The 25038-nt window shown below is 65.0% G+C and carries 24 protein-coding genes; 13 read left to right on the top strand and 11 right to left on the bottom strand.

Features of this window, described 5'->3' with window-relative positions; genetic code table 11:
• The first annotated feature begins 38 nt into the window (after positions 1-38).
• Complete coding sequence (locus tag ML401_RS02160; RefSeq protein ID WP_285809479.1) at positions 39-899, top strand: DMT family transporter; 861 nt, start codon at positions 39-41, stop codon at positions 897-899.
• Between the two features lie 8 nt (positions 900-907).
• On the opposite strand, the gene ML401_RS02165 is transcribed toward ML401_RS02160, so the two are convergent.
• The gene (locus ML401_RS02165; RefSeq protein ID WP_285809481.1) at positions 908-1849 is read right to left on the bottom strand and encodes a LysR family transcriptional regulator; all 942 of its coding nucleotides are present in this window, start codon (positions 1847-1849) and stop codon (positions 908-910) included.
• 90 nt (positions 1850-1939) lie between these two features.
• Between ML401_RS02165 and ML401_RS02170 the strand changes: the two genes are divergently transcribed.
• Positions 1940-2800 carry an NAD(P)H-dependent oxidoreductase gene (locus ML401_RS02170; protein WP_285809483.1) on the top strand — a complete coding sequence of 287 codons (861 nt, stop codon included), beginning with the start codon at positions 1940-1942 and terminating at the stop codon, positions 2798-2800.
• Positions 2801-2886: 86 nt separating this feature from the next.
• Here ML401_RS02170 and ML401_RS02175 read toward each other — a convergent pair whose 3' ends face one another.
• A complete protein-coding gene (locus ML401_RS02175; protein ID WP_285809485.1) occupies positions 2887-4095 on the bottom strand; it encodes an EAL domain-containing protein in 1209 nt (402 codons plus the stop codon).
• Between the two features lie 984 nt (positions 4096-5079).
• On the bottom strand, positions 5080-6243 hold the full coding sequence (locus ML401_RS02180; RefSeq protein ID WP_211415045.1) for a hypothetical protein: 1164 nt from the start codon (positions 6241-6243) through the stop codon (positions 5080-5082).
• Positions 6244-6586: 343 nt separating this feature from the next.
• On the opposite strand from ML401_RS02180, the gene ML401_RS02185 reads away from it, so the two are divergent.
• Positions 6587-7210, top strand: a complete 624-nt coding sequence (locus ML401_RS02185) for a helix-turn-helix transcriptional regulator (RefSeq protein ID WP_211415044.1) — start codon at positions 6587-6589, stop codon at positions 7208-7210.
• 81 nt (positions 7211-7291) lie between these two features.
• Here the strand turns inward: ML401_RS02185 and ML401_RS02190 are convergent, their stop codons facing one another.
• From ML401_RS02190 to ML401_RS02205, 4 genes are all read right to left on the bottom strand, one after another.
• Positions 7292-7540, bottom strand: coding sequence for a hypothetical protein (locus ML401_RS02190; RefSeq protein WP_285809489.1), 249 nt, complete (start codon positions 7538-7540; stop codon positions 7292-7294).
• 100 nt (positions 7541-7640) lie between these two features.
• The gene (locus ML401_RS02195; RefSeq protein ID WP_259218619.1) at positions 7641-8018 is read right to left on the bottom strand and encodes an Hpt domain-containing protein; all 378 of its coding nucleotides are present in this window, start codon (positions 8016-8018) and stop codon (positions 7641-7643) included.
• 152 nt (positions 8019-8170) lie between these two features.
• A complete protein-coding gene (locus ML401_RS02200; protein ID WP_285812794.1) occupies positions 8171-8869 on the bottom strand; it encodes a Crp/Fnr family transcriptional regulator in 699 nt (232 codons plus the stop codon).
• Positions 8870-9050: 181 nt separating this feature from the next.
• Complete coding sequence (locus tag ML401_RS02205; RefSeq protein WP_285812795.1) at positions 9051-9767, bottom strand: Crp/Fnr family transcriptional regulator; 717 nt, start codon at positions 9765-9767, stop codon at positions 9051-9053.
• Between the two features lie 436 nt (positions 9768-10203).
• Between ML401_RS02205 and ML401_RS02210 the strand changes: the two genes are divergently transcribed.
• The 7 genes from ML401_RS02210 to ML401_RS02240 all read left to right on the top strand — a co-directional run bounded on the left by ML401_RS02210 (position 10204) and on the right by ML401_RS02240 (position 16727).
• Entirely contained in the window at positions 10204-10686 is a 483-nt protein-coding gene (locus ML401_RS02210; protein WP_211415042.1) for a response regulator, read from the top strand.
• Between the two features lie 429 nt (positions 10687-11115).
• On the top strand, positions 11116-13905 hold the full coding sequence (locus ML401_RS02215; RefSeq protein WP_285809491.1) for a hybrid sensor histidine kinase/response regulator: 2790 nt from the start codon (positions 11116-11118) through the stop codon (positions 13903-13905).
• 24 nt (positions 13906-13929) lie between these two features.
• Positions 13930-14406, top strand: coding sequence for a chemotaxis protein CheW (locus tag ML401_RS02220; protein ID WP_194405485.1), 477 nt, complete (start codon positions 13930-13932; stop codon positions 14404-14406).
• A gap of 31 nt (positions 14407-14437) precedes the next feature.
• Positions 14438-14824, top strand: coding sequence for a response regulator (locus tag ML401_RS02225; protein ID WP_194405486.1), 387 nt, complete (start codon positions 14438-14440; stop codon positions 14822-14824).
• A 60-nt stretch (positions 14825-14884) separates the two neighbouring features.
• Positions 14885-15763 carry a protein-glutamate O-methyltransferase CheR gene (locus tag ML401_RS02230; RefSeq protein ID WP_285809494.1) on the top strand — a complete coding sequence of 293 codons (879 nt, stop codon included), beginning with the start codon at positions 14885-14887 and terminating at the stop codon, positions 15761-15763.
• 2 nt (positions 15764-15765) lie between these two features.
• Positions 15766-16083: a PilZ domain-containing protein gene (locus ML401_RS02235; protein ID WP_211420063.1), complete on the top strand. Its 318-nt coding sequence runs from the start codon at positions 15766-15768 to the stop codon at positions 16081-16083.
• Positions 16084-16223: 140 nt separating this feature from the next.
• On the top strand, positions 16224-16727 hold the full coding sequence (locus tag ML401_RS02240) for a response regulator (protein ID WP_194405489.1): 504 nt from the start codon (positions 16224-16226) through the stop codon (positions 16725-16727).
• A gap of 56 nt (positions 16728-16783) precedes the next feature.
• Here the strand turns inward: ML401_RS02240 and ML401_RS02245 are convergent, their stop codons facing one another.
• Positions 16784-17086 carry a hypothetical protein gene (locus ML401_RS02245; protein WP_285809497.1) on the bottom strand — a complete coding sequence of 101 codons (303 nt, stop codon included), beginning with the start codon at positions 17084-17086 and terminating at the stop codon, positions 16784-16786.
• A 150-nt stretch (positions 17087-17236) separates the two neighbouring features.
• On the opposite strand from ML401_RS02245, the gene ML401_RS02250 reads away from it, so the two are divergent.
• Positions 17237-17872 (top strand): response regulator transcription factor, encoded by a 636-nt coding sequence (locus ML401_RS02250; protein WP_211420065.1) that lies wholly within the window; start codon positions 17237-17239, stop codon positions 17870-17872.
• 169 nt (positions 17873-18041) lie between these two features.
• On the opposite strand, the gene ML401_RS02255 is transcribed toward ML401_RS02250, so the two are convergent.
• The 3 genes from ML401_RS02255 to ML401_RS02265 all read right to left on the bottom strand — a co-directional run bounded on the left by ML401_RS02255 (position 18042) and on the right by ML401_RS02265 (position 23158).
• Positions 18042-21638: a PAS domain S-box protein gene (locus ML401_RS02255; protein ID WP_285809498.1), complete on the bottom strand. Its 3597-nt coding sequence runs from the start codon at positions 21636-21638 to the stop codon at positions 18042-18044.
• On the bottom strand, positions 21616-22035 hold the full coding sequence (locus tag ML401_RS02260; RefSeq protein ID WP_194405493.1) for a response regulator: 420 nt from the start codon (positions 22033-22035) through the stop codon (positions 21616-21618). The genes ML401_RS02255 and ML401_RS02260 overlap by 23 nt, the downstream gene beginning before the upstream one ends.
• Before the next feature lie 406 nt (positions 22036-22441).
• Positions 22442-23158: a GntR family transcriptional regulator gene (locus ML401_RS02265; protein WP_285809500.1), complete on the bottom strand. Its 717-nt coding sequence runs from the start codon at positions 23156-23158 to the stop codon at positions 22442-22444.
• 94 nt (positions 23159-23252) lie between these two features.
• Here ML401_RS02265 and ML401_RS02270 point away from each other — a divergent pair, with 94 nt between their 5' ends.
• Positions 23253-24272 (top strand): ABC transporter substrate-binding protein, encoded by a 1020-nt coding sequence (locus ML401_RS02270; protein ID WP_211420069.1) that lies wholly within the window; start codon positions 23253-23255, stop codon positions 24270-24272.
• Positions 24272-25033, top strand: a complete 762-nt coding sequence (locus tag ML401_RS02275) for an ABC transporter ATP-binding protein (RefSeq protein WP_285809502.1) — start codon at positions 24272-24274, stop codon at positions 25031-25033. The genes ML401_RS02270 and ML401_RS02275 overlap by 1 nt, the downstream gene beginning before the upstream one ends.
• Positions 25034-25038: the final 5 nt, after the last annotated feature.

A 25038-nucleotide genomic window follows, 5' to 3' on the forward strand; every position in this document is an offset into this window, starting at 1 on the left:
GAGGGCCCAGTGTCGCGACACAGGAGAATGGGACGGCGATGCAATCTGCGGGCAGCGGCTGGGGCAATGGACTTCTCGGCGTCATCATCTTCAGCGGCTCCCTGCCGGCGACGCGCGTCGCGGTCGGCGGCTTCTCCGCGCTGTTCCTGACCTCGGTGCGCGCGGTCATCGCGGCGCTGATCGGTCTTGCCGTGCTCGGTCTGCTCCGTCAGGCGCGGCCGCAGCGCAAGGATCTCGTCTCGCTCACGATCGTCGCCGCCGGCGTCGTGGTCGGCTTTCCCCTGCTGACCGCGCTCGCGCTCCAGCACATCACCTCCGCGCATTCGATCGTCTTCATCGGCCTGTTGCCATTGTCGACGGCGGTTTTCGCCGTCGTGCGCGGCGGCGAGCGGCCGCAGCCGCTGTTCTGGCTGTTCGCCGGTCTCGGCAGTGCCACGGTGGCCGGCTTTGCCTTGTCCGGTGACGGATCGGCTTCGTTCACCGGCGATCTCCTGATGGTGGCGGCGATCGTGTTGTGCGGCCTCGGCTATGCCGAAGGTGCGGCGCTGTCGCGCCGGCTCGGCGGCTGGCAGGTGATCTCCTGGGCGCTGCTGCTTGCGCTACCGCTGATGCTGCCGGTCGCGCTTCTCACCTGGCCGTCCGCCTGGAGCGGCATCAGCGTGCCCGCCTGGATCGGGCTCGCTTATGTCTCGATCTTCAGCATGTTCGTCGGCTTTATCTTCTGGTACCGCGGCCTCGCGCTCGGCGGCATCGCGCGGGTCGGCCAGCTGCAACAGCTCCCGCCGTTCTTCGGCCTCGCGCTCGCGGGCCTTCTGCTGCACGAGCCCGTCGCCTGGAGCATGATCGCCGCGACCATGCTCGTGGTCGCCTGCGTCTTCTTCGCGCGGCGGTTTGCCTGACGGCAACGTCAGCTCTGTCGCCTGCCCGACTGAGCCTTTTCGATTCCGGGAATTCGCGCGATCTGCTCGGCGAGGAAATCGACCAGCAGCCGTACCCGTGCGACGCCGGAGCGCTCCGGTACGATCAGTAGGCTCAGCGGGACGGGAGGCGGCGAATAGTCCGCGAGCACGCGTTCGAGCTTGCCGGCCGCGAGAAGATCGTGGACGAGCCAGAGATGCGTGGGTCCGATCCCGCGGCCGGCCGCGAACGCCTCTCGCGCGGCAAGTCCGTGATCGACACGCAATCGCCCCGTGAACGGGACCTGATGGCGTCCGCCGCGGCGGCCTTGCAGCACGAGCACATCACTGCCGGCGACGTTGGACATTCTGATTCCCTCGTGGCTTGCGAGGTCCTGCGGACGCGCGGGCCTGCCGCACCTTGCCAGATAGTCGGGCGCGGCAACAAGCAGCCGCCGCGACTGCCCCAGGGATCTGAGCTTCATCGAGCTCTCGGCGAGCGGCCCCAGGCGGAGCGCGACATCGACACCTTCCCTCACGAGGTCGACCCGTTCGTCCGTCAGGTTGAGATCCACCGACACATCGGGATAGCGGTCCTGGAAAGCGAAGATGAGACGGCTGACATGGAGCACGCCGAACGCCGCGGTGCAGGATATCCGTATCGTTCCGGCGGGCGCGCCGCGGGCGCTGCGCGCCTCGTCGCCGGCGTGCTCAACCAGGCGCAGGATCTGCACGCAATCGGCATAATAGCGGCGCCCCTCCTCCGTCATCGTCACGCTGCGCGTGGTCCGCGTGAGCAGCGGCACGCCCACGGCCTGCTCCAGTTCCCGAATGTGCCGCGTCACGCTGGACTGGCCAACCCCGAGCTCGCGCGCGACGGCCGACAGGTTGCCCCGCTCGGCGACCCTCACGAAGCTGCGCATGCGCTCGAGGCTGACCTCCGATCTATCCATTATTCGGCATGATCCTATCCATTACCGTCATCTAGCGGATTGCAGGGGGCCGCGCTAGCTGCGGGACATCCTCAACGAATGGTGCCGATCATGAAGGTATTGATAGTTTTTGCGCATCCGGAGCAGCGTTCGCTCAACGGCTCGCTGCGGGATGTTGCGGTCCGAGAGCTCGAGGCGCAGGGCCACGACGTGCGAGTGTCGGACCTTTATGCGCAGGGCTGGACCTCGGCCATCGGCCGCGCCGACTTCCCGGCGCTGCCGACGGATGCGCGGCTTGCGCCCGCTGCTGCATCCAAGCAGGCTTTCGAAAGCGGCACGCTCACCCCCGACGTCAAGAGCGAGATCGAGAAGTTGCTATGGGCAGATACGCTCATTCTGCAATTCCCGCTGTGGTGGTTCAGCATGCCTGCGATCCTCAAGGGATGGGTCGATCGCGTGTTCGCCTATGGCTTCGCATATGGCGTCGGCGAGCACAGCGACAGACGGTGGGGCGATCGCTATGGCGAAGGCAAGCTGGCGGGGAAACGGGCGATGCTGATCGTGACGACCGGCGGTTGGCAGGAGCATTACTCGGCTCGCGGAATCAACGGGCCGATCGACGACCTGCTGTTTCCGATCCATCACGGCATTCTCTACTACCCGGGATACGATGTCCTTCCGCCGTTCGTCGTCTACAAGGCCGACAAGCTCGACGAAGCCGGTTTCGACGCGATGGCCGAACGTTTGCGGGAGAGGATCAGGACGCTTGCGACGGCCTCGCCCATTCCGTATCGGCGCCAAAACGGCGGCGACTACCTGATTCCAAGCATGCAGCTGCGCGCCGGGCTCGAGCCTCCCGCGGCGAGCGGCTTTGCGATCCACCTCGCGCCCGAGGCCAGCATCTCGCCGAGAGACTCGGCGAGAGAGGCGCGTGCTCACTTGCCGGTGGATGCCTGCGCCGCGAAAGCCTGAACGCGAAGATTGCAAGGGCAGGCCGGCGAAGGCGCGCGCGATCGACAAGTCTCGCGCGCCTTCAACGACGTGAGCCGCAGGCGAGCTTACTCCATCACCGTTTTCGTCAGCGTCGAACGGGCGAACTTCTTCAGCGGCATCGGCTTGCCGAACAGGAAGCCCTGCACGAGGTCGAAGCCGAGCTCGTTGGCCACGACGAGGTCGGCGCGGCTCTCGACGCCTTGCGCCACGCTGCGCGCGCCATAGCCCTGCGCGAGCTCGACGATGTGGCGGCAGACCGTGCGCTTGAGCCGGTCATTGCCGCTGCCGGTGACGAATTGACGGTCGGCCTTCAGCTTCACGAAGGGAATTCTGTCGAGCTCCATCAGCGCCGGCCAGTTGGCGCCGAGATTGTCGACCGACAGGCCGATATTGTGCAGGCCGACCTCGCGCGCGACCTCGGTCAGGAGATCGAGGTCGCGGATCGCCTCCTCGCTGTCGATCTCGACCGTCAACCCGCCGAAGGCCGGATGCGTCGGCACGCGGCGGCAGAGATCGCGCACCGCCTGCGGCTGCCTGAGATAGGAGGCGGGAAGGTTGATCGACAGATCGACCGGGCTTTGATGCTCCAGAAGATAGTGCCAGTCCTGCATGGCGCGATCGATCACGAACTCCGACAGGTCGCGCAAATGCGGATCGTGCGGCTCCGGAATGAAATAGGCCGGCGGCACGACGCCCCAGGTCGGATGCCGCATCCGCACCAGCGCTTCGGCGCCGCTGCGGACCAGCGTGCGCGCGTCGATCTTGGGCTGATACCAGAGCTCCAGCCAGCCGGCATGCAAGGCTTCGCCGACATGCACGGCCGGGCTCGGCGCCGGCTCGTCCGGCAGCAGCATCGCGACACGCTCGCGCAGCGTCTCCGCGGCAAAGGGCGTGGTCAGCGGCGGCAGCATGGCAAGGCCATATTCCTCGCCGACCTGCCGCACGGCCTTGACGATGATGGATTCGCGCGCGCCGACCGCCAAAACTTTCCCGGCGAAGGCTTCACGCACCAATATCTCCAGAAACCGTCCCGGCTCGATGCCGTCGGTGGCGACGCCGAGCAGGATCAGATCCGGCAATTCGGTGGCGAGCACGGTCTGCAGCTCGTCCGCGCTGGCGCATTCGCTGGTGACGAAGCCGAGATCCTCCAGCACTTCGCTGAGGAAGGCGCGCAAGTGACGCTTGCTGTCGGCCACGCAGGCGCGCGGGGTCACCTTTCGCCGTCCGAAGGTCACAGGCCTTCGTCCGACGAGCTCAACCATCCCATCGTTCATCGTATACCACTCCCGTTCCGTGACGGTTTCTTAAACGGCGAGCGTGGGTCCAAATAAGGTGAGCTTCACATCGTTGTTGAATTATTTGAGTAACGTTAAACCCTGCAACTCGAGCTAATTTTTCGACAGTCTGTTCGAAAAGAATTCGCATACCGGAGCACCACACGCGAACGACTGCCAGCGCATGCGAAATTCCTCTCGGGCGATGTCGGGTGCGTCCTGCTTGCTGACGGACGCAAGGCGAGCGCCGAGCGGTGTGCCCTTTCGATGCAGCGAGCGGACCACCGGAGGATTAATGTTGGCTATCTCACAGTGCGTCAAGCATCGAGCGTTCCCCCAGTTCGACTGTAACTCGCAATGTTGTTACTCTAGTTGAATAAGATGGCGAGGTGCAAGCAGTGGTTGTTGGGGTGCTAGGGGTGGGTCCTTCAAAACAGATATTTATCAAGTGCGGCTCGCGACCTCGATCCGGGGCAGGCGCCTTGCACACCTCCTATTGATGGAGCTGCGGATTTAGCTCGTTCAACCGAGCGACTAATCGGATTTGGTCGTCGGCACAGCATTGCCGCAGGGTATGCTTGTCCGCTCCGCTACGTTGGTGCCAGGGAGCCGCGTCGCCTTCGTGGACGTCCGTCAAGCCGTTTCCAGTGCGGACTTCTTTCCTGATTTTTTCTACGATGGAAGGATTACGAGTGCCACCGGTAATCAAGGGAGCTGCCTTCGCGCGATGCGGGCATGTTCCGTTTTCGCTCGCTGCGGTGCTGCGACAACGCGGCCGCGCGTGCCGCCGCGAATGTGAAACGCATCACACGCGTATTGCTGCACTTGCGCTATTGCTCCGCGTAGCCGGTGGTGGGCTGTCGAGGATTTGCGACAATGACGACGCGGCGGTTGATGTATTGGTGGTTCAGGGTCGTGATGTCAGGGCGATTTCTCGATCGCTTCCTGTGCCTGCCTCGCGCGCATTAAGCGCGACGTGCGATATCAGCTCTGTCCGATCAATTTGCGAAACGCTGCGGCGCCGTCCTGCATCGCGTCGCGCCCCTTCCAGGCCAGATAGGTCAGCTTGCCGCCGATCGTGTCGTGGCTGCGCAGCCGGCGCGAGCCGAGAATATGGCCGACATTGGACGGGAAGCGGCTGACCTCGGCGGACACCAGGGCCGCGATCGCGTCCATCAATTGTTGAAGGCGGATGCCCCATTCGCAATTCTCGATGCCGTCGATGCGCACCTTGAGCGCATATTCGGTGTCGTAGATCTCGGCGAGCAGATCGCGCGCGACCAGCACCCGGTTGTGCCGGAGCGCGACACGAAGCGCGAGGCGCTTGTCGTCGAGCCGGTCGAGCACCATGGGGATGACGCAGGCATAGGGCGTGGCGGCGACGTCAGCGGCGCTCTTGCTCGCGGCAGCCTTGGTGGCGAGGCGCGCCAATTGCCAGGACGTCGCGAGGCGCCGCGCCACCAGCGCCAGCGCGAAGGGCAGTGCTTCCGGATGGGCCTTCTTGAAGGCGTCGAGTTGCGCGGTGATCTGGGCAACCTGGCCGTCGCCGAACTTCGCGATCTTCTCGGGCAGTTTCTCGTTGAATTTCGGCAGCGCATTGCCGGCGCGCAGCACATGCAGCATCTTCTTGACGTCGTCGAAAGCGCTGCGTGAGGCCGTGTATTGCGCGAGCTTGCCGCGAGCGAATTCGGCGCTCTCCGCCGAAGCGAACGTGCTCTCGAGAACCTTGACGACCTTGGTCTGGAAGGTCGACGCGATCTTCAGGACTTCCTTCGGGTTGTTGGCGACGACCTGGTCGCCGATCGCCTTGATGTAGTCGCGTGCCATGGTCGGCAGCAGATCGCGGCAGATCCACTCCCAGATCGGCGTGAGGGTGTTGCGCGAGATCCGCCCCATGTTGGCGTGCTCGGGCGCGCCGTCGATCAGCAGCAGCTCGAGCGGCGCGAAGAAGTAGCGCGAAGGGCTGGTGGCGCGCGCCTGGGTCGATCCGTCCTTGCGAAATTCGGCGCGCAGTCGCGACTGGATCTCCGCCGAGCCCGGCATGTCGATGCCGCACAGCTCGAGCCGCTCGAGTTCGCTGAGCAGACAGCTGCGCGACAGCGGCGTCAGCCTCTGCAGGAATTCCGACAGCCGATCGATCTCGTTCATGGCACGCAATCTTTCGCAGCGTTTCCCGCGGGCGTGCGGGCCCAATGCGTGGAGGCATTTGCGCGCTCTCAACCCCAAGAGAAGCAAGTCGCCGTTAATTATTCCGTAAAAACCGGGGGGCGCCCTCGCGGCGAAGGCCGCGGTTAAGGAGTTTTCGCCTGTCTGCCTAAGAATTAGCCAGGAACTCGGCGGGAAACTCAACCTCTGCGCGGTCGAGGGCAACATGACTCAAGCACAAATTGTGCCGCCGCCGCTGTTTTAGCGCAAAACCGTCAAAATCACCGTAGTCTTACGGAGCAAAAAGTTAACCACAGAGCGCCCCGGGTTCCGCTAAATGAGTGACATGGGGTCACAGAATGATACGGCCACCGATTCGCGGCCGTCGGAATGGTACGAAAGCAGCGCTGCTCCAACTGAAGAGCTCGATTTCGTCCGCCTGAGCGCCGCCCGGGCCAAGGCGGCCGACGAAATGGCCGCGGCCATCGCCCGCGAGCTCAACGGCCCCTTGACCGCGCTGCTGCTCTACATGGGCGAGATCAAGCATCACAGCGATCAGCTCGCGCCTGTGACCGGCGACCGTGCCTATTTGCAGCGGGTGGTCGAGAATGCGCTGGCGCAGACCGAGCGCGTCTGCGGCCTGGTCAAGCAGCTTGCCGGCCCTGGCAAGGGCGGCTTGCCGATCCCGTCCAGCGTCGAGGACGCGGACACCAAGGCGATGCGCGCACAGCCCGCCCAGCGCGTGCCGAGCGCCGAGCTGCTCGGCCTGGCGGGCCAGAAGCGCCTGACCAAGCGCGAGCGCGAGGTGCTGAGGCTGATCAGCGAAGGTTACTCGAACAAGCAGGGCGCGCTTCGGATGCAGATCAGTCCGCGCACCTTCGAGAGCCATCGGGCCGAGGCGATGCGCAAGCTCGGTGCGCGCAACACCGCGGACCTCGTCCGTGCGGCGCTGCTGCATTCAATCGACTGAGGCTGGCGTGTTGCATTGCCGGCAGGCGGCGCCGGCAAGACCCGAGATCTCTCCCCGGAAGTCCGGAAAGCCCGATCGCGCTCAGAAATAGTCCTCGGCGAAGGGACGCGCGCGCGAGGCGGGGCGCAGCGGCTTGATCTCTTCCCTCGGCCCGTTCGGGATGATCGTGATGGTCCAGCGGGGAGGTATGGTCGATTCTTGCTCCAGCACCGAACGCACGAAGCCGGTCACCGTCGACTCGCCAGCCTTCACCGTCGCCATGCGGCCGTTGAACTGAGCGATGCGGAAGCGGCGAACCTCTTTCTGGTCCGCGGTCTCGTAGGTGAACATGGAAAACCCTCCTGGTTTTCCGGGACTATCGCCACCTATGATTAGCCATCTCTAAAAATCGCACGCCGTAGAAGTACGGCGGGAATGCACGCCCGAGTGGTTAGCGCGGCGGCTCCTGTGCGCGCGCGGCGGCATAGGCGGCATCCATCAGGTCCAGCAGGTCGCGGAATTCGACATCGCCGAGCCTGTCCGCGGTCTTCTCCAGCGCGAGCGCCAGCGCCGCGAGCCTGACATAGCCGAACGTTCCGGCCGCGCTCTTCAGCGAATGCGCTTCGCGCGCGATCCTGGCGTGGTGCTGGGCGAGCGAGAGCGTGCGGAAGAGCTGCAGGCGCGCGCAGGTCTCGCTCCAGAACACGTCGCGCACTTCACTCGCACCGTCCTCGCCGATCTCGCGCACCAGTGCTTCGTAGGCGCGCGGCTCGCGTGCGGGTTCGGCATCGAGCACTTGCTGCGCGGGCGCGATGGTGACGTCAAACATGGCCTTGCCTTGATCATTGGTCGTTGTCGCGCGGCACGTCCCGGCGCGAGGGCACCTCGCCGTGTCTACGACATTCGAATTTCAGTTCCGGTAGCGGGACATCAGGTGTTTGCAGGCCGGCATTAGCCGGCGGTTCACCATGCGGGCTGCGGTCAGCGCGCGCCGAGCAGCCGGTCGTACTGGGCCTTGACGGTGGCGTAGCACTCGCACGCCGTCTGGCGCAGGCCGTCGAGGTTGACGAGCTGGATGTGTCCGCGGCTGTAATGGATGAAATTGGCCTGCTGCAAGGTATTGGCCACCAGCGACACGCTGTTGCGCCGCGCCCCGATCATCTGCGCCATGGCCTCCTGGGTCAGCAGCAGGCGGCAGTCGCCCGACAGGTCGTGCGTGTGCAACAGGCAGCGCGACAGCCGCGACTCCACCGGATGGGCCGCGTTGCAGCCCGCGGTCTGCTGGACCTGGACGTAGACCGCCAGTCCGTGGCGCGTCAGCGAGGTGCGCAGGGTGCTGCTCTGATCGGCGGCGATCCGCAGCCGGTCGAGGTCCATCACCGACGCAAGGCCCGGCACCAGCACGATGGCGGTGCTCAACGCACATGCATCGCCCATGGTCGAGAGCGCCCCGAGCAGGCTGTCGCGGCCGATCATGGCGACCTGGACATGTTCGCCCTTGGCGAGTTTCACCACCAGCGAGATGACGCCGCGGTGGGGAAAATAAGCGCGCTTCAGCGTCTCGCCGGTCTCGACCAGCACCGCTTCATGGGGCAGATCGACTGTTCGCAGATGCGGGCGGATCAATTCGTAGTCGTCTGCCGGCAGTGCGGACAGGAAACCGTTGGACGAGCGCACCATCGTTTCCAAAGCTGCCTCCCGTTTCCCGCGTGCTCGTTTCGCGACACGCGACATCACGTCCTGCACGGGTAGGTTCCATCATGTTCTCGTCGGGATATATTGGCAATTGGGACAAGATGTCCGCCCCGGCGACCGTTCCCCGGATGCTGCATTCACGCCGGCACACGATAGAGGGCTGGAGTCATCCCCACGGCACGGCTCCCACCAGGCGCAGATGTTGGGCCTTTACCGCCGCATAGCAGTCGCAGGACGTCTTCTCCAATGCCCGCAGATCGAGGATTTCGATCTGGGCCCGGCTGTAATGGATGATGCCGGCGCGCTGCAGCGCGTGCGCGACCAGTGATACGGCATTGCGCCGTACGCCCATCATCTGCGCCAGCGCCTCCTGGGTCAGCGGCAGGACTTCACTGTCGGACAGGTCGCGTGCACGCAACAGCCAGCGTGCGAGCCGCGCTTCGACCGGGTGCAACGTATTGCAGAGCAGCGACTGCTGCGCATGCGCGAGCAACGACTGCTCGTGCCGGACTATCAGCTCGCGGAACGGCGCGCTTGCGGCGGCGACCGCGCGGCAAGCCGCTATTTCAAGGGTGGAAGCCGCGCCGGGGAACAGCACGGCCGCGTCCGTCGGCGCGATGCCGTCGGCAAGCGCCGCACCGCCGCCCACGACGCTGTCGCGGCCCAGCATCGCAACCTCGATCATCTGTCCCTCGGACAGGCCCACCGTGATCGAAACCGATCCGCCATGCGGAAAGTACACATATCTCAGCGCAGTCCCGGCTTCGCCCAAGACAGACTTCCTGACCATTTCGATCGTCGCGAGATGCGGACGCAGCAGATCGAAACCCGCCACGTCGAGCAATTGCAGGAGCTGATTGGGCGGGCGCCCGCTTGCGGTCATGCAGGTCAATCCGACGGGTTCGATCGACATCGGCGCGGCGTCCGTTCGTCGTTCAGTTGCACGGCGAATAAATACTATTGTAAAGGTTGTGGTGTCGTCCATATACCCGTTAGCGGGCAGACAGCCTGTTTCATTTGCGACGGAAATAAGAATGGCGCGCTGATTCGCTCGCGACGGTGCGCGTGTCCTGCAAGGGCATGCAGGAAAGAGCGGTAAGGGGGCCTTCATGAGCCGGAAGCATTGCACCCGTGCTGGCATCGGATGCCGGTCACCCGCCCCGTCTCGTCCGCCGGACGAGCGCTTACGATCATCCGGCATTGCCTTGAACCTTGGCGCCTGACGACCGCGAATTTTATCTCCGTCGTCTCCGTCTTGCTCGTTCCGCCAATGACGTTTGCGACCATCCCTCTCTTGATCGAAAGCAAAGGAGAACGGCGTGTCCCACGGTTCAATTATTGAATCGCCGAAACCGGAAGCTCATACGGGGACCGAAAGTCTACGCCATATTCTCGTTGTCGACGACGACCCGATGGTATGCATGGCCATCGATGTCTATCTTCAGCGCAACAATTTTCGAGTGACGATTGCCGAGGGAGGCGAAGCCGGCCTGCGTGCCCTCGAACATGAACAATTCGATCTGATGATCATCGATATCTTCATGCCGCACATGCGCGGGTTCGAATCGATCCGGATCTTCCACGAGCGTGCGCCGGTCGTTCCGTTGATCGCGATGTCCGGCTACGCTTTCGCCAACCTGAATTCGCCTGCACCGGATTTTCTCCGGATGGCGCTGGAGCTCGGTGCCGCACGCTGCCTGCGCAAGCCGTTCACGCCGCATGCGCTGCTCGCCGCCATCAACGATTGTCTGGCGGAGCGTCGTCCCGATGGCGGCATGACCTCGGCCGCGCGGTTGGGTTAGCGCGGCGCAGGCCGCCATGGTGACAGGGTAACCGTTCGTTTACCGCATGTGCGGACCTCGCAGGTCGCGGCGACCACGCGAAACAGGGGGCCCGGGTGCGCTCCCGATTGCGGACGGCTCGGGCCGACGTCCCGCAGGCCGTGCCTATCGCCCTTCATGGGCAGGGCTTTCCCGCGTGCGCCGTCTCACTGTTATCGGCCCGTTTACTGCGCGCCTCCAAGCTGCGGCGGCACGAAGCCGGGTTTGCCGAAAAGCGTTGCCGCACGCCGCCGAACCGCAAACTTCTCTTCAATATCCGTATTAGCACGGAGGATGAAATTAACGGGACTGTGAAAGGGGATGTCTAACGATCCAGAGGAGGGCTTCCGTCCGTGCCAGGGGTGGTTCAGGCGTCGAGGTCCCAGGGTTCAGGTCAGTAAGGCGTAGCTCATGGATGATCTGTTGCGGGAGTTTCTGACGGAGACCAGCGAGAGCCTGGACACCGTGGACAATCAATTGGTGAAGTTCGAGCAGGAGCCGAACAACGCCAAGATCCTGGATAACATCTTCCGCCTGGTCCACACCATCAAGGGCACGTGCGGCTTCCTCGGACTGCCCCGGCTCGAAGCGCTGGCGCATGCCGGCGAGACCTTGATGGGCAAATTCCGCGACGGCATGCCGGTGACGGGCCAGGCGGTGACGGTGATCCTGTCCTCGATCGACCGCATCAAGGAGATTTTGGCAGGCCTGGAGGCAACCGAGGCCGAGCCCGAGGGGAACGACCGCGACCTCATCGACAAGCTGGAAGCGATGGTCGAGCAGGGCATGGCCGCAATGGCGGCGGGTGCTGCTCCTGTCACCGAGGCCCCGCCGCTCGCGCCGGAGGCACCTGTTGCCGCTGCCGCGCCCGCCAAAGACCTGACCACGGGCACGCTGATCGACCAGACCCTGGAGCGTCCGTTGCGTCCGGGCGAAGTCTCGCTCGACGAGCTCGAGCGCGCCTTCCGCGAGACCGCGATCGAAGCGCCCGCGCCTGTTGCCAAGGTCGAGGCTGCACCGGCGCCGGCCGCTGAAGCCCCGGCTCCTGCGCCCGCTGCGAAGGAAGCGGCCAAGCCCGCCAAGGAGAAGGCCGCCCCGAAGAAGTCGATGGCCGACGAGGGCGCCTCCGAAGGCGACCGCATCGCCAACCAGTCGATCCGCGTCAACGTGGATACGCTGGAGCATTTGATGACCATGGTCTCCGAGCTGGTCCTGACCCGCAACCAGCTTCTGGAGATCTCCCGCCGCAACGAGGACACCGAGTTCAAGGTGCCGTTGCAGCGCCTGTCCAACGTCACCGCCGAGCTGCAGGAAGGCGTCATGAAGACGCGCATGCAGCCGATCGGCAATGCCTGGCAGAAGCTGCCGCGCATCGTTCGCGACCTCTCGAGCGAACTCGGCAAGCAGATCGAACTCGAGATGCACGGCGCCGACACCGAGCTCGACCGCCAGGTGCTCGACCTGATCAAGGACCCGCTCACCCACATGGTGCGCAACTCCGCCGATCATGGCCTGGAGACCCCCGCCGAGCGCCTCGCCAGCGGCAAGGGCGAGCAGGGCACCATCCGCCTGTCCGCCTATCACGAGGGCGGCCACATCATCATCTGCATCGCCGACAACGGCCGCGGCCTCAACACCGAGAAGATCAAGGCCAAGGCGATCTCCTCAGGTCTCGTCACCGAGGCCGAGCTCGAGAAGATGAGCGAAGCCCAGATCCACAAGTTCATCTTCGCGCCGGGCTTCTCGACCGCCGCCGCCATCACCTCGGTCTCCGGCCGCGGCGTCGGCATGGACGTGGTGCGCACCAATATCGACCAGATCGGCGGCACCATCGACATCAAGTCGGTAGCCGGCGAGGGCTCTTCCGTCACCATCAAGATCCCGCTGACGCTGGCCATCGTCTCGGCCCTGATCGTGGAAGCCGCCGGCGACCGCTTTGCGATCCCGCAGCTCTCGGTGGTCGAGCTGGTCCGTGCCCGCGCCAACTCCGAGCACCGCATCGAGCGCATCAAGGACACCGCGGTCCTTCGCCTGCGCAACAAGCTCTTGCCGCTGATCCACCTGAAGAAGCTCCTGAAGATCGACGACGGCGCGGCCTCCGATCCCGAGAACGGCTTCATCGTGGTCACCCAGGTCGGCAGCCAGACTTTCGGCATCGTGGTCGATGGTGTCTTCCATACGGAAGAGATCGTCGTGAAGCCGATGTCCACAAAACTGCGTCACATCGACATGTTCTCCGGCAACACCATCCTGGGCGATGGCGCTGTGATCATGATCATCGACCCCAACGGCATTGCCAAGGCGCTCGGCGCCGCCGGCTCCTCGGCCCATGACATGGGCGACGAGAACGGCGCGCACCACATCGGCTCGGGCGAGCAGACCACCTCGCTCCTCGTCTTCCGCGCTGGCTCGGCGCAGCCCAAGGCGGTCCCGCTCGGGCTCGTCACGCGCCTCGAAGAGCTGCCCGCCGACAAGATCGAGTTCTCGAACGGCCGCTACATGGTGCAGTACCGCGAGCAGCTGATGCCGCTCGTCGCCATGGACGGCGTCACCATCGCAAGCCAGGGCGCCCAGCCGATCCTGGTGTTCGCCGATGACGGCCGCTCCATGGGCCTCGTCGTCGACGAGATCATCGACATCGTCGAGGAGCGCCTCAACATCGAGGTCGGCGGCTCCTCCTCCGGCATTCTCGGCTCGGCCGTGATCAAGGGCCAGGCCACCGAGGTGATCGACGTCGGCCACTTCCTGCCCATGGCGTTCTCCGACTGGTTCACCCGCAAGGAGATGAAGCCGTCGCTGCACTCGCAGTCGGTGCTCTTGGTCGACGACAGCGCGTTCTTCCGCAACATGCTGGCTCCCGTCCTCAAGGCCGCCGGCTACCGCGTCCGCACCGCGCCGACCGCGCAGGAGGGCCTGGCTGCCCTGCGCGCGCAGAGCTTCGACGTGGTGCTGACCGACATCGAGATGCCCGACATGAACGGGTTCGAGTTCGCCGAGGTGATCCGCTCGGACAACAATCTCGGCTCGATGCCGATCATCGGCCTCTCCGCGCTGGTGTCGCCGGCGGCGATCGAGCGCGGCCGTCAGGCCGGCTTCCACGACTATGTCGCCAAGTTCGACCGTCCCGGTCTGATCGCGGCGCTGAAGGAGCAGACCGCGGGCGCCGCCGGCGCCTCCGAGCTGAGCCGGGCGGCGGCGTAACCAACGGGACCAGGAGATACGCTTATGGCCACCAACAAGACCCAGTCCGCCGAAGGCGCCATGGTCGAATACGTCACCGCGATGATCGGCGGCCAGCTGTTCGGCCTGCCGATCTCCCGCGTCCAGGACGTGTTCATGCCGGAGCGCGTCACCCGCGTGCCGCTGTCCTCGCGCGAGATCGCGGGCGTGCTGAACTTGCGCGGCCGCATCGTCACCGTGGTCGACATGCGCGCCCGTCTCGGCCTGCCGCAGCCCGAGGACGGCAAGGTGCCGATGGCGGTCGGCGTCGACCTGCGCGGCGAATCCTATGGCCTGCTGATCGACCAGATCGGCGAGGTGCTCCGCCTGCCCGAGGCCGGCATGGAAGAGAACCCCGTCAACCTCGATCCCCGCATGGCCAAGCTCGCCGGCGGCGTCCATCGCCTCGACGGTCAGCTCATGGTCGTCCTCGACGTCGATCGCGTCCTCGACCTCGAAACCAAAGTGCAAATGGCCGCGTGAGCCAACGAAACATCGGAGCCGGAGAACCAAAATGAAAACCTGCTTGGTGGTCGACGATTCCAGCGTGGTGCGCAAGATCGCGCGTCGCATCCTGGAGGGCCTGGAATTCCAAGTGACCGAGGCCGAGGACGGCTCGAAGGCGCTCGAAATCTGCCAGCGGCAGCTGCCGGATGCGGTGCTGCTCGACTGGAACATGCCCGTGATGGACGGTTTCGAGTTCATGGGCCATATGCGCCGCCTGCCCGGCGGCGACCAGCCCAAGGTGGTGTTCTGCACGACCGAGAACAATGTGGCTCATATCGCCCAGGCGCTCAGCGGCGGCGCCAACGAGTACATCATGAAGCCTTTCGACAAAGACATCATCGCCGACAAGTTTGCTGAGGTCGGCTTGCTCCCGGTCGGACAAGCCATGGTCTGAGTGAGTCTGGCCCGCGCATTTTGGCCAGAGTGTTCCAGTACAGCTTCGAAGAGGCTACCAGTGACCCCGACCGAGTATGAGTACCTGCGTAAGTTCCTGAAGGACAATTCCGGGCTCGACCTTTCCGCAGACAAGCAATATCTGATCGAAAGCCGGCTGCTGCCGCTCGCCCGCAAGGCGGGCCTCTCCGGCATTCCCGAGCTCGTGCAGAAGCTGCAAGGCGGCGCGCGTCAGCTGATCACCGACGTGGTCGAAGCCATGACCACCAACGAGACCTTCTTCTTCCGCGACAAGGTCCCGTTCGATCATTTCCGCGACACCATCATGCCGGAGGTCATCAAGGCACGTGCCACCAGGCGCAGCGTGCGCATCTGGTGCGCCGCCGGCTCGACCGGGCAGGAGCCCTATTCGCTGGCGATGTGCCTGAAGGAGATGGGTGCGGCCCTCACCGGCTGGCGCATCGAGATCATCGCGACCGATCTGTCGCAGGAGGTGCTGGAGAAGGCCAAGGCCGGAATCTACAGCCAGTTCGAGGTGCAGCGCGGTCTGCCGATCCAGATGCTGGTCAAATATTTCAAGCAAACCGGCGAGACCTGGCAGGTCAATCCCGAATTGCGGGCGATGATCCAGCATCGCCAGCTCAATTTGCTGCACGACTTCTCGCAGCTCGGCACGTTCGACGTCATCTTCTGCCGCAACGTGCTGATCTATTTCGACCAGGACACCAAGATCAACATCTTCAACCGGCTGGCGCGCCAGATCGAGCCCGACGGCTTCCTGGTGCTGGGCGCGGCCGAAACCGTGGTCGGCCTGACCGATACGTTCCGCCCGATTCCGGAGCGGCGCGGCCTCTACAAGCCGAACGATCCGCGCACTGCTGCCGCCAAGCCGGCTCTCGCCGGCGCGGCGCCGCGCCTGGCGGTCATGGCAGGACGGTAGACATGGCCGAGGATGGCAAGGGTACGGAACGCGTGACTTTCAGTCGTGGCTATGATGTCTGCATCATGGCCATCGACGGCACCTGGCGCCGCGACTGCAAGCTCAACGCGATCTCCGACACCGACGCCGTTCTCACGGTGGAAGGCTCGATCCAGGGGTTGAACCTGAAAGAGTTCTTCCTGCTGCTGTCGTCCACGGGACTTGCCTATCGCCGCTGCGAACTGGTCCGCGTCAACGGCGCCGAAATGGACATCCAGTTCCTGCGCGGCAAGAACAGGAAGAAGCGCGGAGCGGCCGGCGGCCACGACGCCGCGGCGTGATCCGCCCGCGTCCATAGCCGTCCTTCCGATCTCTTGCTTCACATTTTCTGAAGATATCAAAACGAATTCGCGAGCGCGGCTTTACGTGGCTTAAGCGCGAACATTGTATCCATTGGCGGTCTCAATCTCAGGATACGGAAATGCCCAGAAGTTCTCTTTCGCCCATCACGTCAAACCTGGCCGACGGCACTGAGCGGCGTCCGCTTCAGCTTCTGGTGGTCGACGACGACGCCACGCAGCGCAGCCTGATCACGGTCGCCGCCAAGCAGGCCGGACACGAGGTCACCGTGGCGCCGTCCGTGGCGGATGCGATCGAGAAGCTACGCGCCGCCCGCTTCGATTGCGTGACGCTGGATCTCGTGCTGGAGGACGGCGACGGCATCGACGTGCTGCGCGAGATGGCGGCTGCGAAGTTCGGCGGTGCCGTGATCGTCATCAGCGGCATGGACGGCAAGCGCCGCAGCGCCGCCCGCAGCTTCGCCCGGTCCGTCGGGATCGAGCTGCAGAGCCTGCCGAAACCGCTCGACCTTGCGGCCCTGCGCATCAGCCTCGCCAATCTCGGCAAGACCGCGATGGGCCTTCCCGCGATCCACACCTGGGGTGGTGTCGCCACCGACGCGATCGTGGAACGGCACCGCGCCTAGGGTTTGCGGAGCTGCCATGCGATGGCATGCGGCCGGCGCGCCGCGCCGATCGCGCGCTATCCCGGCGTGCCGGATTCCGACAGACATTGCAGGGCGTGGCCAAGGCCCGCCCGACAGGCGTTGAGGGCGGCGCTTGCCGTCGCATAGCGCGGCGTGACGTCGTCGAGCACGAAAATATCGGCGGAACCGGCCGGATCGCTGCCCGTTTCCAATACGCCGGCTTCCATCATGGCTGCGTCGATCAGGCGCATGCTGCTCTCGATCCGTGTGATCAGGGCGCGAAGATCGGCGGCGATCAACTGACGGCTGTCGGTTTCAGCCATCGCGACGAGCGGGGGTGTGCCGGCGAAATTTAGCATGGATATTCTCCGTACCCCGCAATTAGGCACCCTGCCGCTACTTGTGCGTTAAGTCCATGTCCCGTACAAATACGGGTGGGCCGAATCCGCGCCGAACGCCATAAACGGTTGGGGCGGACGCGAGTCCTTCATGCCAACCGGATGTGGCACATGGCCGAACAAAGCTCTCGCGGTGAAATCTTCGTAGTCGACGACGACCCTGCCGTTCGCGACACCCTGTCGATGGTGTTGAAGGCGGCGGGCTATGAGGTGATCTGTTTTGCGGACGGCGCAGCGCTGCTCTCCGTCGCGCGAAACCGTACGCCTGCTGCGATCCTGCTCGACGTGAACATTCCCGGAAAGTCGGGCCTCGACATTCTCAAGGAGCTGCAGGGCGAGGACTATCCGGCGCCGATCTTCATGATCTCCGGACAGGGCGACATCGCGATGGCGGTGGGCGCGATCAAGAGCGGCGCGCTCGACTTCATCGAGAAGCCGTTCCGCGGCAGCGAGATCGTCGGCCGGCTCGACGAGGCGATCGGCGCTTATGCACGCAGGCAGGCGGAGAGCGCTTCGCCGAAATTCGGCTCGCTGCATTTCCCCGGACGCGAGCCGCTGACGCGCAGGGAGCGCGAGGTGCTCGAGCAGTTTGCTTCCGGCGCGTCCAACAAGGAAGCCGGCCGCACGCTCGGCATCAGCCCGCGCACCATCGAGGATCACCGCGCCAACATCATGAAGAAGCTCGGCGCGCGCAACGCCGCCGATCTGATCCGCATCGTGATGACCGCGGCGCAGCGCGCGTCGTAGCGTTAGACGATGTAGAGAGAGATCGTGGGCACGGCGCAAGTGCGCCTCCACCCTATGAGAGCTCTGTCAGCGGCCTTGCGTAGCCCGGATGGAGCGCAGCGAAATCCGGGGCTCGCGTGTGCGGCAAGATGGCCCCGGATTGCGCTGCGCTCCATCCGGGCCACGCGTTTCAGGCGCCCAGCGCCTTGCGGATGATCCGCGCCAGATCCGATTTGCGATAAGGCTTGGCCAGCAGCATCACGCCGGAATCCAGCCGGCCGTGATGGATGATCGCATTCTCGGTATAGCCTGACGTGTAGACCACCCTGAGATCCGGGCGCGTCTTCAGGAGCTCGTCGGCGAGCTGCCGTCCGTTCATCTTGCCGGGCATGATGACGTCGGTGAACAGAAGGTCGAACGGCTTTCCGGCGGCGACGATCGCGAGCGCCTCTGCGGCGTTCGCGGCCTGCAAGGTGACGTAACCCAGTGAATGCAGCTGCGCCAGCACGTAGTCGCGCACCAGCCGGTCGTCCTCGACCACCAGGATCGTCTCGTGTCCGCCCTCGATCGTCGCCGGCGTCACGCCCTCGCCGGCCGCCGTCGGCGTCTTGCCGGGGGGCAGATACATCTTGATCGTGGTGCCGTGGCCTTCCTCGCTGTAGATCTTGATGTGGCCGGCGGACTGCTTGATGAAGCCGTAGACCATCGAAAGCCCGAGCCCAGTGCCCTTGCCCGGTCCCTTCGAGGTGAAGAAGGGGTCGAACACCCTGGTCAGGATGTTCGCAGGGATTCCGCTGCCGGTATCGCTCACGGCAATCAGCACGTAATGGCCGGGGCGGATGTCGTTGACGCTGGCATAGACCTCGTCGAGATAGGCGGCGCCGGTCTCCACGATCAGCTTGCCGCCGCCGGGCATGGCGTCGCGCGCGTTGAGCGCGAGGTTGAGGATCGCGGTGGTGAGCTGGTTGGGATCGACGATCGCGACGCAATTCTCGTCCTCGAACACCGATTCGATCTGGATCTGCTCGCCCAGCGTCGGCCGCAACAGCTTAGCGGTGTCGACGACCAGCGAGTTGATGTCGATCTCGCGCGGCTGGAGCGGCTGCTTGCGCGCGAAGGCGAGCAGGTGCTGGGTCAGGTCGGCGCCGCGCGCGGCCGCCTCGTCGATCATCTTGGTGATGGCCGCGAGCTCCGGCTCCTTCTCGACGGCCTCCGCGAGGATCTCGATCGTGCCGGTGATGACGGTGAGGATGTTGTTGAAATCGTGCGCCACGCCGCCGGTGAGCTGGCCGATCGCCTCCATCTTCTCGGCATGCCGGATGCGCTCGTCGGCCGCGATCTTGTCGGTGAGATCGCGATAGAACACGTTGAACAGCAGGCCCTCGCGGCGCTTCAGCGCGGTGACGCTGACCTCGGCCCTGAATTCCTTGCCGTCGCGGCGGCGGCACATCAGCTCGCGGCGGCGGTTCAGCGTCCTGCCGTCCTCGTTCTCCAGGAACTGCTTCAGGCCGGCCCTGACCCTGTCGCGTTCGCTCTCGGCGACGATGAGGTCGATCGTGCTCTTGCCGAGCACCTCGTCGCGTCGCCAGCCGAACAGCTGCTCGGCCTGCGAGTTCCAGTTCAGGATGCTGCTGGTCTCGTCGGTCTGGATGAAGGCGTCGAGCGAGGTCTCGACGATATTGCGGGCGAGCCGCTCGCTCTCGCGCAGCGATTCCTGCGCGAGCCGCGCTTCCGTCATGTCGCGCCCGACGAAGAAGAAGCGATGCGCCTGCTCGGACCAGCTGCCCAGCCACGACAGCCAGACCTCGTGCCCATTGCGGTGGAAGCAGCGCGTGTCGCCGAGCTTGGGGCGCTCGCCGCGCCGCAGCGCGCGCATGTCCTCGCGCGATTGCTCCAGATGATCGGGATGAATGAAGTCGGCGCCGCTGCGGCCGATCATCTGATCCGGCCGGTAGCCGAGAATGGTCTCGCTGCTCGGACTGATCTGCGCGATATGGCCCCGCGCATCCATGATCATGATGAGATCCTGCGAGGTCTCGAAGATCTGCCGGCGCTCCTCGATCTGCTGCTGCAGCTGCCGCTCGGCCCGCCGCGCCTCGGTGAGGCTGTGCGCGGTCCCGGAGGCGCCGATGATCTCGCCCGAAGGCCCCTTGATCGGCGACAGGCTGAGCGAAATCTCGACCGGCGTGCCGTCCTTGCGCAGGCGCACCGTCTCGAACCGCTCGATCGGCTCGCCCCGCGCGATCCGTGCCAGATAGTCTTTGCCATGGTTACGGCGGTCGGGCGGAACGATGATCGCGGTGGATTTCCCGATCGCCTCGCTCGCCGAATAGCCATAGAGGCGTTCGGCCGCGGGATTCCAGCCCGTGATGATGGCATCGAGCGATTGCATCACGATCGCGTCGTCGGAGGATTCGACGGCGGCGCTGAACAAATGCTCGCGCGCCGCATGATGGCTTCGCGCTTCCTCGGTGCGGCGATGCTCCTCGATCTCGCGCTCGAGCGCGGCCGTTTTCGCCCGCGTCTCCTCGACCATCCGGGCGAAGGCGCGTGCCAGCACACCGGTCTCGCCGCTGGCGTCGACGGGAATGTCGGCGTGACGGCCGCGGCCGATCGCCTCCACGGCCGCGGTCAGGCGACCGATCGGCCGCGTCAGCGAACGTGACAGGAGCACCGCAAGCGAAGCTGCCGCGAGCACGGCCAGCAAGCCGACCAGCAGGGACGTCTTTTGGATCGCTGCCGGGACCACGCCAAACACAGGCGCGGGAATCGTCTCGATGATCGCGACCCATTCCTTGCCAGCCAGCAGCGCAGGGGCGATGGCCGCGCCGCTTGGCTTGCCCGACCCATCGGTCATGAGCCGCGTAGATCCTTCCCGTGTGCCCGCCAGAGCCGCGAAATAGGGAAAGTCCTTGCGCCAATCGTCGGGACGGTCACGCAATGTGCCGAATTCGCGCGCGCGATCGGGGTGGACGAGATAGTCGCCGCGCGCGTTCACGAGGTAGATGTCTCCTCCCGAACTGGCGGTCGATCGGACCTGGTCGAGCGCCGGGCGCATGTCGACATTGGTGACGATGATGCCGAACGGCTTGCCGCCCGGCGCGAAGAGCGGCATCGCCGCCCGCAGGGTCGGAACGTGAGGGGCCGTGGTTCCCCCCTGCCGCGTGGCGAGCTCGACGGCCGAAATATAGATCTCGCCAGGCCCGAGTCGGATCGCCTCCTGGAAGTAGGCTCGATCGCCCTTGCGCTCGAGCTCACTGTCGGGGACGATCCGCGCGGCTCCGTTGGGGCCGGAGCGATCGACGCGAACCAGCTCGAGCTGATCGTTATCAACGCCGATGATTCGAAACTGCCCGTAGATGGGCTTCGCGTCGATCTCGGCCGCCAATCGTGTCGCGATGCGCTCGCGCCAGGTTTGCTCCGAGACACCGTCGATAGGATCAACTCCGCCGCCGATATGAGCACGGATCAGGCCCTGGATGGCCGCGGCGGCGTGATAGCCGATCAGATCGCCGCGCACGCCGGCGACGTAAGACTCAAGATTCGTCGCGAGCAGCCGTGACTGGGCTTCGACCCGCTCCAGCACCCGCGGAATGACGGCTTGGCTGATGTTGCGATAGCCCAGCCAGCCGACCGCGGCCACGGTGACCGCCACCAGCAGGATCATGGCGATGGCCAGCCGCGTGGCGAGCGTCATGGGGATGCTCGTAGCGGCATTTCCGGGATGATCGCGGCCGATCTGGCCTGAAGCCGTGGAGCCCTCGTTATCTGCGGCCGGAGCTGACATCGGACCCCTCCGGCTCGCCCGCCTTCAGGCAGCCATCGACCGCGGCGAGCAGCGCCGCGGGCCTGAATGGCTTCTGCAGGCTTGCCACCGCGCCGAGCTTGGTCGCCATCTTCAGGAAGTCCGGCTCCGCATAGGCATCCGGCGTGATCGAGCGGCCGGAAATGACGATGATCGGAATGGCCGGAGCCAGCGCCCGGATGTGACGCATCGTCTCCAGCCCATCCATGCCAGGCATGAAGATATCGAGAAACAGCAGATCGAACCGGCTCGCCTCGAACAGCGCAAGTCCCTTGCGGCCATCGCCGGCGACGGTGACGTGATGACCGGCCCTCTCCAGGAGCAGCCGGATCGTGAGTTGAACGGCCGGGTCGTCATCCACGATCAGGATGTTGGCCACGTCTAAATTCCTCCGTGCCGGACAGGACGTTCCTACCGGCCGCAAATCAAACCATCAAAGACGAAATTGTTGCGCGGATTCCGCCCAGCCTGCAAGCACTTCGCGAAGTGCGCGCGGCCGCTGGTCCGGTCTCGGCGGGATGCCGTCATTATGCATGGTTCCGTGCACATGGCGCCGCCGCACCTTATCCCAGCCGCAGGGCGGCAAGAACCATTTTCTCGCCGTAGTTGCACGGGAGCGAGATTTCACTGAGATGAAGGCGGCCGATCAAAGTCGGCGTCAGTTCCGAAGGAATGCGGCTCAATCGCGTGCAACGATGAAACGATGGCGCGGGCTCGTTCACCTCTCCCGTAAGCGGGAGAGGGAGTGCGCCTTTCCTCGTGGCCCTAGCCCCCGTCCCATCGCTCTAATCCGTCAGATATTCCGGATAATGGCTTCGGATCTTGTCGAGCTCGCTCAGCGTGCCCGACAGGTGCTTGCGCAGATGCTGCTGCGCGGCCTCGGGGTCGCCGGCCTCGATCGCACGGGTAATCAGCTTGTGGTGGCGGACGATGTTCTGGGCCTTGCCGGGTGAGGGCAGATGCAGCCTGCGCAGCCGGTCGATATGGCCGCTGCTTCTGCGCACCAGCGTCCACAGCTCCTGCTTGCCGGCTGCGGCATAAAGCTGCGCGTGAAAATCATTGTCGGCGGCGATGAAGCTCGCGAAATCGCCGGCCTTGGCGAATTGCTGCTGAAGCACGATCGCGTGGTCGAGGCGGAGGACCAGGGCCTGGTCGTGCTGCTCGGCGAGCAGCCGGACGATTTCGAGCTCGAGTGCCTGGCGCAGGAAGTGCGCCTGCTCGGCGCGGCCGACATCGACCCGGCTGACCACGGTCGCGTGCTGCGGAAACACGTCGACCAGCCCTTCCTCTTCCAGCCGCATCAGGGCATCGCGGATCGGCGTCGAGCTGACGCCGAACTGCGCGGCGAGATCGGTGCGCGACAGCGGCGCGCCCGGGGGGAGTTCGAGCGCGAGAATGGCGTTGCGCAGCCGCTCGAACACCTGCGGTGCGGCCTGCCGCGCCCGGTCCAGCCGCGGCCCGCGGCGGGCGGTCGCGCGGGGCGCGGGATGGGCGGTTTCCATGCGAAGGGCTCCGGCGGGCTTGCCTTTGATGCACTAATGCATTAGTGCATCAGCGAGGCCGCTCGTCAATGGCGCCCGGAGGAAACGAACAATTATGATCAAGCCCTTTCAGCGTGGCGTTGCCGCCATCGCCCTGATCGTCGCGACCGTGCTGGCGGCTTCGCCGGCGCGTGCGCAGCAGAAGTCCGAGATCGCGCTGTCGCGCCAGCCCGGCATCTTCTACATGCCGAGCCACATCATGGAGAAGCTGAAGCTGATCGAGAAGCACGCGGCTTCGCTCGGTGTCTCCGGCGTCACCACCAAATGGATCACTTTCTCCGGCGGCGGTGCGCAGACCGATGCGCTGCTCGCGGGCGGCGTCGACATCCTCAACACCGGCACCGGCAATCTGCTGCTGCTGTGGGACCGCACCCGCGGCGGCGTGAAGGGCATCGTCGCCACCTCGGCGCAGCCGATGACGCTGATCAGCCGCGACGCCAACATCAAGTCGATCAAGGACTTCGGCCCCAGCGACAAGATCGCGGTGCCGACGGTGAAGGTGTCCACGCAGGCGATCGTGCTGCAGATCGCGGCCGCTGAAGCCTTCGGCGCCGATCAATGGTCCAAGCTCGACGCCAACACCGTGCAGCTCGGCCATCCCGACGCCTATGCGGCGCTGTCCAATCCCAAGCACGAGGTGCACAACCACTTCTCGATCCCGCCCTTCACCTTCCTGGAGCTGAAGAACGTGCCGGGCGCGCATATCGTGCTGTCGTCGCCCGACGTGATGGGCGGCCCGCTCAGCCAGGCACAGTTCTTCACCACCACGAAGTTCGCCGACGCCAATCCGAAGATCATCCAGGCCGTGCGCGACGCCACCAAGGAAGCGCAGGACCTGATCCGCAGCGACACCAAACAGGCGGTCGAGATCTACAAGGAGATCACCGGGGACAAGACCTCGGTCGAGGAGCTGCTCGATCTTCTGAAAGAGCCCGGCATGATGGAGTGGAATCTCGAGCCGCAGGGCACGATGAAATTCGCGGCCCATCTGTTCAAGACCGGCACGCTGAAGAACCAGCCTAAGGCCTGGACGGACTATTATCTCCCCGTCGCGCACGATCTGAAGGGCAACTGATGGCGCTGCTCGACGTCAGTGGGGTGACGCTGCGCTACAAGACCTCGAGCGCCGTCGTCACCGCCACGGAGAGGGTGAGCTTTAAGGTCGACAAGTCCGACCGCTTCGTGCTGCTCGGTCCCTCCGGCTGCGGCAAGTCCACGCTGCTCAAGGCGGTCGGCGGCTACATGACGCCGAGCGAGGGCCGCATGACGATCAATGACCGCGAGATCCACGGTCCCGGCGCCGATCGCATGATGATCTTCCAGGAGTTCGACCAGCTGCTGCCCTGGAAGAGCGTGCTCGCCAACGTGATGTTCCCGCTGCTGACCGCGCGCAAGCTCTCGCGCAAGGATGCGGAAGCGAAGGCGCGAGCCTATATCGAGAAGGTCGGGTTGACCCGCGTGGTCGATGCCTATCCGCACACGCTGTCGGGCGGCATGAAGCAGCGCGTCGCGATCGCGCGCGGCATGGCGATGGAGCCCGATATCCTCCTGATGGACGAGCCGTTCGCCGCGCTCGACGCGCTGACGCGCCGGACCTGCCAGGACGAGCTGCTCCAGCTCTGGAGCGAGACCAAGTTCACGGTGCTGTTCGTGACCCATTCGATCGCGGAAGCGATCCGCATCGGCAATCGCATCCTCTTGCTGTCGCCGCATCCCGGCCGCGTCAAGGCCGAGGTGGTCGATGTCGACAAGGTCGGAAGCGAAGACGGCAGCGCCGGCCGGCTGGAGACGGAGATCCACGATCTCCTGTTCGCCGGCGAAGCCGCCGCGCATTGAGGAGC

This window comes from Bradyrhizobium sp. 62B (assembly GCF_030272265.2).
Taxonomy (GTDB): domain Bacteria; phylum Pseudomonadota; class Alphaproteobacteria; order Rhizobiales; family Xanthobacteraceae; genus Bradyrhizobium.